Origin of the sequence: Belliella aquatica, assembly GCF_014637795.1 — a bacterium.
Classification (GTDB): Bacteria; Bacteroidota; Bacteroidia; order Cytophagales; family Cyclobacteriaceae; genus Belliella; species Belliella aquatica.
This window is the reverse complement of the sequence record NZ_BMFD01000003.1, coordinates 187,458-202,787: the sequence shown is the minus strand read 5'-3', so window position 1 is coordinate 202,787 and position 15,330 is coordinate 187,458. Positions and strand designations below refer to the sequence as shown.

General features: G+C 36.6%; 16 protein-coding genes. 6 read left to right on the top strand and 10 right to left on the bottom strand.

The features are described 5' to 3' along the window. Positions 1–9: 9 nt before the first annotated feature. Both meaB and IEV57_RS05735 read right to left on the bottom strand, forming a co-directional pair. Positions 10–1,014: a methylmalonyl Co-A mutase-associated GTPase MeaB gene (gene meaB / locus IEV57_RS05740; protein WP_188440559.1), complete on the bottom strand. Its 1,005-nt coding sequence runs from the start codon at positions 1,012–1,014 to the stop codon at positions 10–12. Between the two features lie 21 nt (positions 1,015–1,035). After that, the gene (locus tag IEV57_RS05735) at positions 1,036–1,443 is read right to left on the bottom strand and encodes a hypothetical protein (RefSeq protein ID WP_188440558.1); all 408 of its coding nucleotides are present in this window, start codon (positions 1,441–1,443) and stop codon (positions 1,036–1,038) included. A 52-nt stretch (positions 1,444–1,495) separates the two neighbouring features. Here IEV57_RS05735 and IEV57_RS05730 point away from each other — a divergent pair, with 52 nt between their 5' ends. From IEV57_RS05730 to IEV57_RS05720, 3 genes are read left to right on the top strand one after another with little or no spacing between them, the layout of a single operon-like run. Beyond that, positions 1,496–2,038 (top strand): CopD family protein, encoded by a 543-nt coding sequence (locus IEV57_RS05730; protein WP_188440555.1) that lies wholly within the window; start codon positions 1,496–1,498, stop codon positions 2,036–2,038. Between the two features lie 5 nt (positions 2,039–2,043). Then, a complete protein-coding gene (locus IEV57_RS05725; protein ID WP_188440553.1) occupies positions 2,044–2,700 on the top strand; it encodes an SCO family protein in 657 nt (218 codons plus the stop codon). After that, complete coding sequence (locus tag IEV57_RS05720; protein WP_188440551.1) at positions 2,697–3,146, top strand: c-type cytochrome; 450 nt, start codon at positions 2,697–2,699, stop codon at positions 3,144–3,146. The genes IEV57_RS05725 and IEV57_RS05720 overlap by 4 nt, the downstream gene beginning before the upstream one ends. On the opposite strand, the gene IEV57_RS05715 is transcribed toward IEV57_RS05720, so the two are convergent. Next, positions 3,143–3,574, bottom strand: coding sequence for a hypothetical protein (locus tag IEV57_RS05715; protein ID WP_188440549.1), 432 nt, complete (start codon positions 3,572–3,574; stop codon positions 3,143–3,145). The genes IEV57_RS05720 and IEV57_RS05715 overlap by 4 nt on opposite strands. Positions 3,575–3,629: 55 nt before the next feature. Continuing rightward, entirely contained in the window at positions 3,630–4,049 is a 420-nt protein-coding gene (locus IEV57_RS05710; protein WP_188440547.1) for a MerC domain-containing protein, read from the bottom strand. A gap of 55 nt (positions 4,050–4,104) precedes the next feature. On the opposite strand from IEV57_RS05710, the gene IEV57_RS05705 reads away from it, so the two are divergent. Then, positions 4,105–4,923, top strand: coding sequence for an aminotransferase class IV (locus IEV57_RS05705; RefSeq protein ID WP_188440545.1), 819 nt, complete (start codon positions 4,105–4,107; stop codon positions 4,921–4,923). 219 nt (positions 4,924–5,142) lie between these two features. Here IEV57_RS05705 and IEV57_RS05700 read toward each other — a convergent pair whose 3' ends face one another. Genes IEV57_RS05700 through IEV57_RS05680 form a run of 5 tightly spaced genes read right to left on the bottom strand, consistent with a single transcriptional unit; the run spans position 5,143 to position 12,141 of the window. Next, positions 5,143–5,580, bottom strand: coding sequence for a hypothetical protein (locus tag IEV57_RS05700; RefSeq protein WP_188440542.1), 438 nt, complete (start codon positions 5,578–5,580; stop codon positions 5,143–5,145). Between the two features lie 44 nt (positions 5,581–5,624). Then, a complete protein-coding gene (locus IEV57_RS05695) occupies positions 5,625–6,848 on the bottom strand; it encodes an ABC transporter permease (RefSeq protein ID WP_188440540.1) in 1,224 nt (407 codons plus the stop codon). Further along, a complete protein-coding gene (locus IEV57_RS05690; RefSeq protein WP_188440538.1) occupies positions 6,845–7,477 on the bottom strand; it encodes an ABC transporter ATP-binding protein in 633 nt (210 codons plus the stop codon). The genes IEV57_RS05695 and IEV57_RS05690 overlap by 4 nt, the downstream gene beginning before the upstream one ends. A 2-nt stretch (positions 7,478–7,479) precedes the next feature. Continuing rightward, on the bottom strand, positions 7,480–8,658 hold the full coding sequence (locus IEV57_RS05685; protein WP_188440536.1) for a hybrid sensor histidine kinase/response regulator: 1,179 nt from the start codon (positions 8,656–8,658) through the stop codon (positions 7,480–7,482). Between the two features lie 51 nt (positions 8,659–8,709). Then, positions 8,710–12,141 (bottom strand): ATP-binding protein, encoded by a 3,432-nt coding sequence (locus tag IEV57_RS05680; protein ID WP_188440534.1) that lies wholly within the window; start codon positions 12,139–12,141, stop codon positions 8,710–8,712. Between the two features lie 129 nt (positions 12,142–12,270). Between IEV57_RS05680 and sucD the strand changes: the two genes are divergently transcribed. Further along, the gene (gene sucD / locus IEV57_RS05675) at positions 12,271–13,152 is read left to right on the top strand and encodes a succinate--CoA ligase subunit alpha (protein WP_188440533.1); all 882 of its coding nucleotides are present in this window, start codon (positions 12,271–12,273) and stop codon (positions 13,150–13,152) included. 75 nt (positions 13,153–13,227) lie between these two features. Here the strand turns inward: sucD and IEV57_RS05670 are convergent, their stop codons facing one another. Further along, positions 13,228–13,500 (bottom strand): hypothetical protein, encoded by a 273-nt coding sequence (locus IEV57_RS05670; RefSeq protein WP_188440531.1) that lies wholly within the window; start codon positions 13,498–13,500, stop codon positions 13,228–13,230. Positions 13,501–13,692: 192 nt separating this feature from the next. On the opposite strand from IEV57_RS05670, the gene IEV57_RS05665 reads away from it, so the two are divergent. Continuing rightward, a complete protein-coding gene (locus tag IEV57_RS05665) occupies positions 13,693–15,327 on the top strand; it encodes an ABC-F family ATP-binding cassette domain-containing protein (RefSeq protein WP_188440529.1) in 1,635 nt (544 codons plus the stop codon). Positions 15,328–15,330 lie beyond the last annotated feature (3 nt).

Sequence of the window (15,330 nt, the reverse complement as noted above, 5' to 3'; positions counted from 1 at the left end):
TTTTTTTATTTAATTCGGTTGAATTTGATTCATAAAAACCTGAACAAGCTCTCTTGCCTTTTTAATTGCAGACACATTTCCTGATTTGATTTCTGCCATTGCAGTTTTGATATTTTTGTCAATTACTTCATTCTGATAAAATGAAGATTCGAGTAAATAACCAATGTGGTCATGCATCCAATTGACCCTTTGATCAGCCCTATTTGCCTCAAAATACCCATTAGCAATCATTTTATTTTTATAAGATTGAATCATTTCCCAAATAGACTCCAGTCCATCTCCTTCTAATCCTGAACATGTCATCACTTGAGGCAGCCAAGAATTTTCTTTCGAAGGAAATAAATGTAAAGCATTGGCATATTCTCTCTTGGCCCTTTTGGCGGCGTCCTTATTTTCTCCATCAGCCTTATTGATGATCAGGGCATCACACATTTCTATAATCCCCTTTTTTATTCCCTGCAATTCATCCCCAGCACCAGCAAGCATCAGAAGTAGAAAGAAATCCACCATTCCTTTGACAGCAATTTCAGATTGCCCTACTCCTACTGTCTCTATAAAAATCACATCAAATCCAGCAGCTTCACAGAGCAACATGGCTTCTCTCGTTCTTGCACTCACACCGCCCAAAGTAGACCCTGATGGACTTGGCCTGATATAAGCCCTCTTATCCATCGAGAGCACTTCCATGCGCGTCTTATCCCCCAAAATACTTCCTTTGCCTGATTGACTACTTGGGTCTATAGCTAATACGGCTAGTTTTAAACCCTCCTCAATAACCAACTGGCCAAATCGCTCAATAAAAGTGCTCTTTCCAACTCCAGGTACTCCAGTAATACCAATTCTAATTGAATCTCCAGTTCTTGGCAAAATCGCTGACATCACTTCCTCCGCTAACATTTGATCTGAAGGCAAAGCACTCTCCACCAACGTAATTGCCTGACTTAAAATCACTCTATCAGCAGCCAACACACCGTCAATATATACTTGAGCCGAGTATCTATTCCTTTTTTTCAAAATCGATATTTTTAGATGTTGTTATTTTCGAAAAGGGTATTTTACAAAGTTAATATCCCCCATACTTGATTTCTCATATTTTCCTATACAATATTGATTGTACATTTTATCAAAATAAGGTTCTTCAGGAGATATCTCCAATGGGCTATTCTCTTTAGAATCGAAGAAAAACACTTTTGTATTTCCATATTTAGTATGTGGCATAAATTGCCCATATTCCTCCAGAACATTCCAAATCGTATCTTCTGCATACACCGCATAAACACGGACTACCGGCCCAGTATTATTTTCATTTCTATAAAATGCCATTTCTTCAAATTCCAAATCAAGATCTCCTACTCCAGGCTGGGTAAACGACTCTTTTCCGATCCAAATTATCAAAAATGCAACTATCAGGATGATCACATAAAACAAATATCTAGAAGGCATGTTTTTAAGGTTGTTAAGATTTAAAGCCTTAATTTAGCAGAAAAAAAGAACAATGGCCTTCGAATATATCAAAGCTCTTCATATCATTTTTATAGTTACTTGGTTTGCAGGTTTATTTTATATCGTCAGACTGTTTATTTATCAAGCAGAAGCTTGGGAAAAACCAGAAGAAGAACGAAAAATTCTCGTTCCTCAACTCAATCTAATGGCTAACAGACTTTGGTACATCATTACTTGGCCTTCGGCAATCCTAACTTTAGTGTTTGGGTTTTGGGTTCTTTATTATCGCTGGGGATATATGCAATTGGGTTTTATGCATGCCAAACTCGCTTTTGTTTTCTTATTGTACTTATATCACTTTTACTGTCAAAAAATCTACAGAGATTTACAAAATGGCCCCTCAAAATGGAGTTCCACCAAACTTAGAATTTGGAACGAAGTGTCTACAGTTTTGTTGTTTGCTATAGTATTCCTTATTGTTCTAAAGAGTCTAATCAGCGTTGTTTGGGGTATAGTTGGATTACTCACCTTAAGTGTGCTGATGATGATCGGAATTAAATATTACAAAAAAGTAAGAGAGAAGAATCAAAATTAAATATAATGTTGAAATTGAATAAATATATCCCCTTAGTGATTCTTAGCACATTAATAGGAGCTTGTTCACCGCAAGAAACTGAATCTAACAAAGAATTGCCGATTCTTGGAAATTGGCATGTTGACGAAGTTGAAAAAGAAGGTGAAACTGTACAAGATACGGTGTATCATAAAATCGCAGACTTTAGTTTCACCAATCAGGAAGGTCAGGAAATCAGCAATTCATCCACCACAGGAAAAGTCTATGTGGCAGATTTCTTTTTTACCACATGTCCGACCATCTGCCCAATTATGAAAACTCAGATGCTCAGAGTTTATGAGAAATTCCAAGACGAGCCAGAATTCCTAATCTTAAGTCATACCCTAGATCCAGACCATGATACCCAAGAACTTTTGAAAGATTTCGCGGAAAAAATTGGGGTTAAAAATGATCAAACCTGGCATTTCTTAACGGGAGATCAAGAGAAAATTTTTGAGATTGGACAGACAAGCTACTTGACCACAGCGATGGAAGACAAATTAGAACCAGGAGGGATTTTACATTCGGGGGCTTTTGTTTTGATAGATCAGCAAGGTAGAATTAGAGGAGTTTATGATGGTACAAAAGAAGAGCAAGTTGATAGATTGATGAATGATATCCCAAAACTTTTAAGTAATAAATGAAGAATAGATTGATTGGATACGCAATATTATTTTCCTTTGGAGTAATGGCATGTGGTCCAGAAAAAGATAAAATAGATAGAGATCTTTCTGACATCAAAGATGCAAAAATCCTTCAGTATGCTATTGAAGGCAAGATTTTGTATGAAAACTACTGTGGGAATTGTCATCAGAATGAAGGCACTGGCCTAGGAAAATTGATTCCACCACTGAAAGGTTCTGACTACATGAAGGAAGATATCGGTAGAACAGTAGCGATAATAAAAAATGGCTTAAAAGGTGAAATTTTAGTCAACGGTCAAGTTTACAATCAACCTATGCCTGCCAATAGCAATCTCACAAATATGGAAATTGCTCAAATCACCACATATATTTATAATATTTGGGGAAATGAAGAAGGAATTATTGATGCAAAACAAGTTGATCAATATCTAAAAGAAAAAAATTAGACTCCCTCCAATTCCTCTTTGGCTGCTGCCATACTTCTATTGATATCATCTCGCACTTTTGATACCAATACTTTTTGTTCTTGAAGATAAGATTTGATCTCTTCTTCACCCATTTCCTCATAGCTGTTTTTGAACTGTCGCATCCATACAAACATCCCTTCAAATGCATCATCAAGATCTTTAGCTAAAAGTTTTAATTCCAAAACTTTTTCAGAATTAACTACAGAATCTTGTTCTTCAAGCACCTCTGATTTCTCGTTGATTTTTTTTCTTAAAGATTTTAGGTCTCCCATGTAAGGCATAACTTCATCATGGATTGCGATTACTTCATCTTTAAGAATCTGATTTTCATCGACTTGCTCACCGCTACATGAAAATAATATCAAGGCTGTGGATAGAATAGTGAAATAAGTAAAAATAAGTCTCATTTGATTCGTTTTAAATCGAATTACAAATTAAAATTAATTTCACTTAAAAAAGAAATTATTTCACAATAACATTACATTTCCTGTGAAACTTCCAATTAATGATATGAATAATGACCAAACCAATAGAAGCTATTAAAGATACGTATAGCATCCAATAAAATACGTCATGCAACATGACTCCAATAGAAAAAATAGAAACAGCTACCCAAAGTGCTATTTTTATACTCTTAGATTGCGTACTTTTAGCAGCATTATAGACAGCCCATATCGCAAGTGCAACAAAAAGAAAATCAATCCAATGCCAATCAAAATGTATGTGGTCGTGTTCATGAATATGATTATCAACAGGAGAGAAGATAAAACCAACTGAAATCAATACAGGAAAAGCCAAACAATGAATCATACACAAGATGGAAGCTGAAATCCCCATGATGTCCGCTGATTGAAATGATATTCTTCTTATTATTTGCAACATAATTGCAAATATACATCTTTAACTATAATTGAGACCAAAAACCAAAATAAATTTCATGAAACCATACTGCTTTGCAAAAAACGGAATAATTGACTCCTCTAAGGCACTTGTACATCCTATGGACATTAGTGTAATAAGAGGGTATGGAATTTTTGATTTTTTCAGGACATCAAATCATGTCCCTTTATTTCTATCAGATTACTTAGACCGATTCATTCGATCTGCAGAAAAGACTTATCTAAACTTAAAGTACAGCAAATCTGAATTGGCTGACATCATCCTTGAACTGATTGAAAAGAATGATTTGAAAAATGGAGGTATCCGAATGCTTCTCACAGGAGGAGTGTCTGAAAACCACTTTTCACCATCCGAGGGAGGACTTTACATCTTCTGTGAAGACTTGCTTTTCCCAAGTCAGGAAAAGTACGATAAGGGAGTGAAGTTGGTCAGCGCAGATCATGTAAGATCTATTGCAGATATCAAAACGACAAACTATGCGTTTCCAGTATGGCTGAGTGCAACATGGAAAGATAGTGGAGCTGAAGATGTCATTTATCATCATAATGGATTCATATCCGAAAGCTCACGAAGCAATATATTTGTTATTAAGGATGGTCAAATCTCTACTCCTGATCAACATATTCTTCATGGAATTACTAGAATGCGTGTACTTGAATTAGCGCCACAAACTTCCATAAGACCCATTAGCTTTGAAGAGCTTCTTGCTGCTGATGAACTATTTATCACCAGTACGACTAAAAAAATACTTCCAATCACCCTTATTGATGATCAAAAAATCGGAACAGGTCAAGTCGGACCATTGACCAAAAAATTGATGGCTGATTTTGTTGAAATGGAAAAGAAACACATTTAACAGTCTGATTATCAATTACGCTACGCTATCGGATGTTTTTCACAAATAATCTTGCTGATAAGCGGCAACACTCCAAGACTAACGCTTAAGTGCCACGACTTTATTGGCTAATAATAAGAAAGCGGAAAATCATTCTCGGAGAAGTGGTACGGTAAAATAAAAAGGTCAGCGGAAAATTTCCACTGACCTTTTTATTTGATGAAATATGAAATTAAGCTGTTAATTTAACAACACAGCATCTATCAAGATGTACATCAATTTTTCAGGATCTTTATCATTCAGAGTCAGCTTACCTCTTACTTTGACACGTTTTGAAGTGTATTTGATAGGATCTTTCATCATGACTTCCATTACTGTCTCAGGACCACCCGACCCACAGAAAAAACATTCTGCCAAAGGCAAAGATGAAAGGATAATGTGCTCAGGTTTGAACATGCCTTCAAAAGGAATGATATAGCCATCTGCCTCTACCACTTTACCTTCAAGTCCTTTAATTTTTGGACTAAATACAGGGATGTACAATTCGCCAAAATCATCTTCTCCTATTTTGTATGTCACTTCTGACAAATCCCTCCACACATTTGGTGATGTCTGTGCCCATGCGATAGAAGTGCTAAACAACAGACCTATAATAATTAATGTTTGTTTTAATCTCATTTGATGTAATTCTCTTTGGGTTGACAATTTTAATTAGATGCGATTTAAGACTTTGTTAGCTGTTTTGCAATGTCTGTTTGATATGCGGTCCAAGCTGGTATTAAAGAAGCTACAAAACCAACGATTACTGCATATCCAACAATCCACAATTCTTCTTGCAAGAATACAGCCGCACTCAAACCACTTATTGCTCCTTGTTCATTTTGCATAACGAGAACAGCTAAGAAAAGGTGCCCAATAGCAATTCCAACTATTGCTCCTAACAAGGTTAAAATCACACCTTCCAATACTATATGAATAAACAACTGTCCACTTGAAGCTCCTAAGGTTCGCATGACTGCCAAATCGTATTTTCTTTCCTTGAGTGAATTGAATAAAGCAATAAATATTCCTAAACCAGCAATGATAATGATAGCAACAGCCAAACCTTGAATCAACTTCACTCCAACTCCTAGCAATTCAAACAACCTGCTTATTTCGAATGAAGGAGACGCTGCTTGGAGCGCACTTTTACTATTGATAAATCGTGGTAGCTGAACTGCAGCGATTGGATTTCTGTATTGCAACAAAAGTGAGGTAACTTCCCGATCTTCATCTGTCTCCGGAAATCCTGTAATACTCACATCAGCCTCAAATTTATCATGATCATGACCTTCATCATGGGAATACCAAACAGATTCGATGCTAGTCAAAATCAGTTTATCTAAAACATTTCCTTTTTCTGATAATACACCTGTAATTTTATAAGGATGCTCGTCATGTTCATGACTACTGCTTCCTATGCCATGCGAACCGATAAAAGTATCACCAAGTCCCAATCCTAGTTTCTTCGCTACTTCAAAGCCAAGAACAACATCAAAAGGTTTACGCCAAGCTTCTCCACTTTCAAATCCTGCATCATAGAGGGCAAGATAATCGTGATTCGTTCCTACTATCCTGTAGCCTTGATAATTATCTCCCATTCCTAGAGGAATAATATTTTTAACAAGACGATTTTTGGATAAAGCCATTGCATCCTTCATATCGATATTACCCGTTGGATAATCAATATGATAAACACTGGAGAGAATCAATTGCAGTGGACTTCCTTTGGCTCCTACTACAAGATCGACACCTTCTGCATCTTTGGTCATTTTGTTTTCAAATTGATCTTGGATCAAAATCAAAACAGTAATTATTGCCAATCCCAATGCTAAAAGTAGGATATTCAGTCCTGTGTTAAGGGGTTTAGCTATTAAATACTTCCAACTTAATTTGATCATATTCATACTAGACCTCCCATGATTATATGTTTTGAAATATGGTCCTTCACACGCTGATCGTGTGTGACAATGATCAAGGCTGCATTGAACTTTTTAGCTTGATCTTGAAGGAGCTTCACTACAATGGCTGCATTTTCATCATCTAAACTCGCTGTTGGTTCATCTGCTAAAATTAATTTTGGATGATTTGCTAAAGCTCTTGCTATAGAAACTCTTTGAGCCTCCCCTTCACTCAAGGTTGTTACTTTTGATTTCCGCTTATCAAATATCCCAAGCTCTTTGAGCAAATCAAGATTTTGAGCACCTTTTTCTCCAACAAAGAAATTAGCCAATTTGAGGTTTTCCACTACTGTCAGCGGTGAAAGGATATGTGGTTTTTGGAAAACTATTCCAATGTTTTTTCCTCGAAACTTATCCAGTTTAGCACCTGTAAGAGAGCTAAGTATTGTATCACCAAGTTTCACTTCTCCTTGCTGTGGTTTGAGTAATCCACCCAAAATATTGAGGACTGTAGTTTTTCCACTGCCAGATTTCCCTATAATTAAAAGCTCCTCTCCTGCATCTAAATGGATATCAGGGATTTCGAACTTGGTGGATGAATCGTATTGAAATTTTAAATTTTTTACTGATAGCATAATTACTTCTTTATCGGAATAGTCACATGAAAAGTTGTGCCTTTTCCTGCATCACTGTCATATTCAATTTGGCCTTTGAGAACATCGATACATTTTTTGACTATGGAAAGTCCAAGACCAGAACCTTCGATAATCCCTACATTTTTTGCTCTGAAGAACCTGTCAAATAGTTGACTTTGCTCTTTTTTTGGAATACCGATTCCGCGATCGACTATCTTGGATTTGATCAACCCATCTTCTTCCCAAATAGAAAAATCAACTTCCTGACCATCTTTAGAGTATTTCACTGCGTTAGAAAGTAGATTTTCAAATACTTGATAAAGCAAGTCAACATCTGACAAGATCGTTTTAGGGATTTTACCAATATTCAAATTGATTTTAACATCATTTTCAGCACCAGCTTTTACCACATCTACTACTTCATTGATAAACGCGGCAGTAAACATCTTCTTGGGATTATAGTCTATTTTGTTTGCATCTGCTTTTCCAAAGAACAATACAGATGTCAATAAGCTATTCAAACTCCTAACAGAATTCTCAATTTTAGAAGCATGCTTGATGATTTTTGGTTTGAAAGGATGCTCTTTGTCAGCATACATCTGAAGGAGTTGCGCCGAACTTAGAATTGAAGTCAGAGGTGTCTTGAATCCATGAGAAACGTTTAAAACAATTCTAGATTTCAATTCTCCGATTTCTCTTTCCTTTTCCAAGGCTCTCGTGAGTTCTTTATTCGCTTCATGAAGATCGGCAGTTCTTTGTCTCACTTTTTCTTCAAGCTCATTATTGAGTTTTTGAAGTTCCTTTTCTTTCCTGTCTTTGAATATAGCTAACTCGATCACCATATTCAATTCCCGTATATTGAATGGTTTGATTACATATGCACTTGGGTTTGTACCGACTACTTTGGTAAGTGTCTCTGCATCAGAACTCGCACTCAAGTACACTACAGGAATGTCATATTTTTCATTGATGATCTCCGTAGTCTTGATCCCATCGAGTTCTCCGGCCAAATTGATATCCATCATCACGATATCAGCTTTATGCTCGGCGAGTATTTCGAGGGCTTTCTCTCCAGAATCCGAAATCCCTATGATTTCATGATTGTTTTTCTCAAGCGCTTTCTTCAATAGTAAAGCGGAGACATGGTCATCTTCAGTAATTAAAATCCTTAATGGAAACATAGGCGGTGGTTATTGTATGCGCAAATTACAAGATTAAATCATTTACTAAAATCAATTTTTCCCTAAAGGCAAAATGACTTGTACTTTGGTCCCTTTTCCCTTGACACTTTCGATATGAATCTCCCCTCCTAGGAGATCTATAAGATTTTTCGTAATGGTTAATCCCAAGCCAGAACCTTCATATCTTCTACCATAGCCTTCACTTTCTTGTTCGAAAGGGCGAAAAAGTTTTTTCATGAATTCTTCACTCATTCCGATACCATTATCTGAGACTTCGAAATTTATCGCTCCACTTTCTTCTTTTACTTTGATAAAAATCATTCCTTCATCAGAATATTTGATTGCATTACCAACCAAATTATTAATAATCATCTCTAAATAGCGCTGATCTATCTTTCCTGTAAATGACTTGGTATCGTACTTGGTAGAGAGTAGCAATCCCTTTTTGATAGCCATATTTTTGAGTGGGAGCAATATTTTACTAATAAAATCATTGACCTCAGTGTCTTTATAAATTAATTCGAATTTATTGGCTTCGATTTTGGCAAGATCCAAAATACTATTGATCGTACTCAACAGCCTTTCTCCCGATTCATGGATGATTTCCAGTTGAGAGACTAGTTTCGAATCAAATTCCCAATTCTCCATGATATTCTCTGTACTCCCCAAAATCCCATTTAGTGGGGTTCTAATTTCATGGCTCATGTTAGAGAGAATATTAGATTTGAGTCTGTTAGCTTCCTCTGCCTTTTCCTTCGCTAATTGAAGCCCTAGTTCATACTTTTTCTTATCAGTCACATCTCTAAATACTGAAAGGATAATTGGCTTATTATCGTATTCTGTATTCAACCTAGCGACGTATAATTCAATGAATTTATTACCGCTTTTTAGAGGCATATCCATTTCGAAGACAGATCCAATTTCTTTTGAATCCCCGAGTTTTTCCAAAATACGTTTTCTTTGTGTCGCATAAAAATCAGGGTCCGAATAAAGATCCTTGATATTCAAAGACTTTAATCTTTCTTCGCCGATCCCAACAAGCTTCGAAAAACTAGGGTTTACAGTTAAAATCTTCCCTCCTTCTGCAGATAGCATTAAGCCATCTACTGAACTATTCCAAACATTCCTGAATTGATTTTCACTAATGAAAGCCTCCTTGGTCTTTTCATCTATGGTTTGCTTAAGAATACTTTGTTTCCTCCACTGATTCATCAAGGCATTGAGTAAAAACCCAATTCCTAGAAAAATTAAAAGCAGCAACAAAACAAACCAAGTTTGTAAATAAATCGGCTTAAGAATGACAAAAGGCTTGCTGGAGATAATCTCTTCATCAAAAACGCCCCCTAAACTTGCTTGCATCTTAAAAGTATATTCTCCAGGAGGTAGATTATTAAATGTAAGTACGTTAGTCCTAGGGTTAACCAGTTCTTGCCAGCTGCTATGAAGTCCTTCAAGTTGATATCTTACCACCAAATTAGAAGTCTGAAGAAAGCTTACAGCCCTATAGGTGACCTCAATGGAATTATTCTCAAACTCTATACGACCAGAACTCGGAAAATCTTCATTTGCATTGAGTAGTGAGATTCTCAATATCTGCGTAACTGGCTTACTCTTCCTTTGGTCATCTTCATCGGGATAAAAAACAGAAAGCCCTCTTTGAGAACCAATCATCACTTGACCATCTTCTCCATCGATAAGCGCTCCTCTATTGATTTCAGAACCAGACAAGCCACTTTTTTCATCAAATTTACTAATCTGCGCCTCTCTTATTAAATATACTCCTTGATCTGTTCCGACCCAGATATCTCCAAATTGATCCTGATGTAGCGCATAGATAGGCCTATCTATCGACTGTCCATTGACCCTGTAAGTATTTACTTTCCCTTCTTGGAAAACCTTAAGACCTGTTTCTGTTGCAAGAAGTAGCTTATCCTCCAATTGCAAAAAATCAAATCCAATAAAATTTATGTACTCTGGAGTTTCTATAAAAATCTCTTGAATGTAAGGATTGCCTCCTTGCATAAAAATCAGTCTTCCATCTTTCAACCTATCGACTTTTCTTAAAAATATTTCTTCTTGCCGTAAATCCTTCAAAATGATTTCTGTGATATCATTTGCAAAGTGATTGTTCTTCTTGAATATTGATGAAAGATAGACCTTATCTCGACTGACTATAATCAAACTATCACCTATTGCCTTCACGGATGTGACAAATTTATCTAGTGGACTTTCTTCAAAACTTACAGATGATGTTTTGATGTCATATCTTCCTACTCCAGCTAGATTTGAAGAAAACCAAACAATGTCATTTTTGTCCTTTGAAAAATTGGTAATCCTGTTTCGTGGTTGACCTTGGAGGGATTCATCTTGAATAATTGAACTCATTTCCCCGTTGTCAAGCAGTTGAAGCCCATTATTATAACCGATTAAATACTTATTTCTATCAATTCTGATCAAGGCAGTTACTTCATCATCTAGCAGAACACTAGAGTTGAAATTCAAAAACCTTAGCGAATTGATATTTACCAAACCTCTATGGGTACCAATCCAAATGATCCCTTCAGAATCAACAAATGCGGTATAAATATTATAAGACTTGACAGCTTCTTGGGCACTGATTTCTTGTTTTTGCTTTGTCTTCGGATTGTATTTGTATAATTGCGAGTTGTAAAAATAATACACCTTCCCATTCTCTACCTGGAGAAAACTATAATCGACAGCGCTATAAATATTTTTTAAAAATCCCTCGTGGATAATTTCATCCACTTCCATAAAATTACTTCCTGAGGCCAAAAAATCTTTCCCTAAATAGTAAAAGGTTTTTTCATTAGTACAGTACGAGACATGTAACACGCCTGATTTCAAATCAATCCCTCTTGGTTTTATTTCGATTAAACTATTTTCTTCTAATAGAAAGGCGTTTTGTTCAAAAAATAAATAATTTTTACCCTCATTTTGATAAGTTGATTTTAACCAACCTTCTTTGTTGAAATCATATTTCACTGTACTCCATTGGTTCCAGTTTTCTAAAGAAAAATGAGTCTCATCAGGAAAAATTACAAATACTTTTTTATCCTTACCCTTTCCCATGACGGCAATATCCAAATACGATAATGCCTTTCTTTCAGATACTTTTTTTGGAAAAACCATCTGAGACCATACTCCTTTCTTGTAATAAAAAGCTTTGGCTTCCTTCAATTGATTTGCAACCCAAACGAATCCATCGTTATCAATAAATAGTCTAACTTTATTTGTAAGCTGTTTTGATATCTCTTCAGGAATTGCATAAGTGGAAAATCCATCCGAATAAAAAATTCCGTCCGCAGTATTGAACCACATCAACCCTTCGCTATCTTGAAGGATTCCGTTGACATTATCTGTGGGTAATTCTACCCCTTTGATCTGTCTGTTAAACTGAAAAGACTGCGAAAACGCCAAATCATAAAGCGTAAAAAAGAAAATAAGGACTATAAATTTTTTCATAATGGGTCGATAGCGCCGTCTAAAATAGAAAAAGATATGCAGAGTGTAAATTAAATGGATATTGTTTCCGATTTCTTTTTATCTAAGGTCTTATTCCTTTATTTTTGTGCAAACTTTAAAAATCGCAACATGAGTGTTTTAGTTAATAAGAATTCAAAAGTGATCGTGCAAGGGTTTACAGGATCTGAAGGATCTTTCCATGCACAGCAAATGATCGAGTACGGAACCAATGTAGTCGGTGGGGTAACTCCAGGTAAAGGTGGGTCATCACATCTAGAAAAACCTGTTTTCAACTCAGTTGAAGAAGCAGTTTCTAAAACTGGTGCTGATACATCTATCATCTTTGTTCCACCTGCTTTTGCTGCAGATGCAATTATGGAAGCTGCAGACGCTGGTATCAAAGTTATTATTGCAATCACAGAAGGTATTCCTGTTGCTGACATGATGAGAGCAAAACCATACATCAAGGAAAGAGGTGCTACCCTAATCGGTCCTAACTGTCCAGGTGTAATCACTCCGGGAGAGGCGAAAGTAGGTATCATGCCTGGATTTGTATTCAAACAAGGGAGAATTGGTATTGTGTCTAAGTCTGGTACATTAACTTATGAAGCAGCAGATCAAATAGTAAAAGCTGGTATGGGTGTATCTACTGCTATCGGTATTGGTGGTGATCCAATCATCGGAACATCTACAAAAGATGCAGTACAACTTTTAATGGAAGATCCTGAAACTGATGCGATCGTTATGATCGGTGAAATCGGAGGAAACTATGAAGCGGATGCCGCAAGATGGATCAGAGAAACTGGAAACAAAAAACCTGTTGTAGGGTTTATCGCTGGACAAACAGCACCTCCAGGAAGAAGAATGGGACATGCAGGAGCTATCGTAGGTGGAGCAGATGATACTGCAGAAGCAAAAATGAGAATTATGAGAGAAAATGGCATCCATGTAGCTGAATCACCAGCTGAAATCGGAGCTGTTATGGCAAAAGCATTGGGCGTAGAAGCTTAATCTAAAGCTAGATAAATTAAAAAACCGGTTTGATTAAGTTCAAACCGGTTTTTTTTCTGCTAAGAAGTTTTATTTCTATTCTTCTTCAATTTTATCTAAGCCATGTTTTTGCTCAAATTGATTTCTCTTGATTTCGAAGCGCTCAACCTCTGCATCGATCAAATCGAGAGATTCATTGTATCTGCTAAAAAGATCGCCCATATTTTTTTCCATTTCTGAAAAGTTGAATTCCATGGCATCCATTTGAAGCTTAGAAGATTTTTCGACCATGGCAACTTGGCTATGTCTTAGATCTTGCATCAATCTCAAAGCCCTGTCCATCTTCTCTAATTTTTCTCTGTTATCCATTTTTTTAAAATTTGATTATCAATAAGATATAAAGCAAAGACCATTCCGAAGACCATCTTTTGGTTTTTTAATCGAGCATTCAAGTCTAGAAAGGTTAAAATAATAAGATCCGTATCAATCATTGAGGAATTTTCAAATCTTCCAATTTTTCAATCATCTATTCCTTACATTTGCATCTTCAAATTTGAGATTATGATTTCTGTAGATAACATAGCGGTATTGCATGGGGGCTCGGCATTGTTTAGTGACGTCTCTTTTTCCATCAATGAAAATGACAAAATAGCCCTAATGGGGAAAAATGGAGCTGGAAAATCCACGATGCTTAAGATTATCGCGGGAGCTACCAAGCCAACCAAAGGTGGAGTTTCTGCTCCAAAAGATGCGGTAATTGCTTATTTGCCACAACATTTACTTACTGCGGATGATTGCACTGTGATGGAAGAAACTTCCAAAGCCTTCGCTTCCTACCTCAATATGAAAACAGAAATCGATAGGCTTAATGAAGAGCTGACCGTGAGGACTGATTATGATTCGGAAGAATATTATAAAATCATCGAGCAAGTATCCGAACTCAGCGAAAAATTCTACGCCATCGAAGAAGTAAATTATGAGGCCGAGGTTGAAAAAGTTCTTTTAGGATTAGGTTTCGAAAGGGCTGATTTCACAAGATCAACCTCAGAATTCTCCGGTGGATGGAGAATGCGAATAGAGCTGGCAAAAATCTTATTACAAAAACCAGACTTGATACTTTTGGATGAACCTACCAACCATTTGGATATCGAGTCCATCCAATGGCTGGAAGAATTTTTAACAGAAAAAGCCAAAGCTGTGGTAGTGATTTCCCACGATAGGGCTTTTGTGGATAATGTCACCAATAGAACCATTGAAGTGACGATGGGCCGTATTTATGATTACAAAGCCAAATACTCCCATTATCTCGAGTTGAGAAAAGAGCGAAGAGAGCAGCAGCAGAAGCAATTCGACGAGCAACAGAAATTTATTGCTGAGACAACTCAATTCATAGAAAGGTTTAAAGGAACTTACTCCAAGACTTTGCAAGTGCAGTCTCGTGTGAAGATGTTGGAGAAGTTGGATATCGTAGAAGTGGATGAAGTTGACTCATCTGCTTTGAAATTGCGCTTCCCTCCATCCCCGAGGTCTGGAAAATACCCTGTCATCGTAGAAGAGCTCACAAAAACCTATGGCGATCATGTAGTCTTCAAAGATGCAAGTATGACCATCGAACAAGGTCAGAAAGTTTCTTTCGTAGGAAAAAATGGGGAAGGAAAATCTACTATGATCAAAGCGATCATGGGAGAAATAGACTTTGAAGGAAAATGTGAATTGGGCCACAATGCCATGATCGGTTACTTTGCCCAAAACCAAGCTTCTCTTTTGGATGAAAGTTTGACGATTTTCGACACGATCGATCAAATCGCAGTTGGTGAGATCAGAGGAAAAATCAAAGATCTCTTGGGTGCATTTATGTTCAAAGGCGATGACATCAACAAAAAAGTCAAAGTACTCTCTGGTGGTGAGAAAACCAGATTAGCCATGATCAAACTTTTGCTAGAACCTGTCAATCTCCTGATTCTCGATGAACCTACCAATCATTTGGATATGAAAACCAAGGACATCATCAAGGATGCGCTAAAAGCTTTTGATGGAACTTTGATCGTTGTTTCCCACGACAGGGATTTCTTAGATGGATTGGTGACTAAAGTTTTCGAATTTGGCAACAAGCGTGTAAAAGAACACTTCGAAGATATCAATGGATTCCTGAGAAATAAGAAATTAGAGAATTTGAGAGAGGTGGAGAGGAAGTAAAAT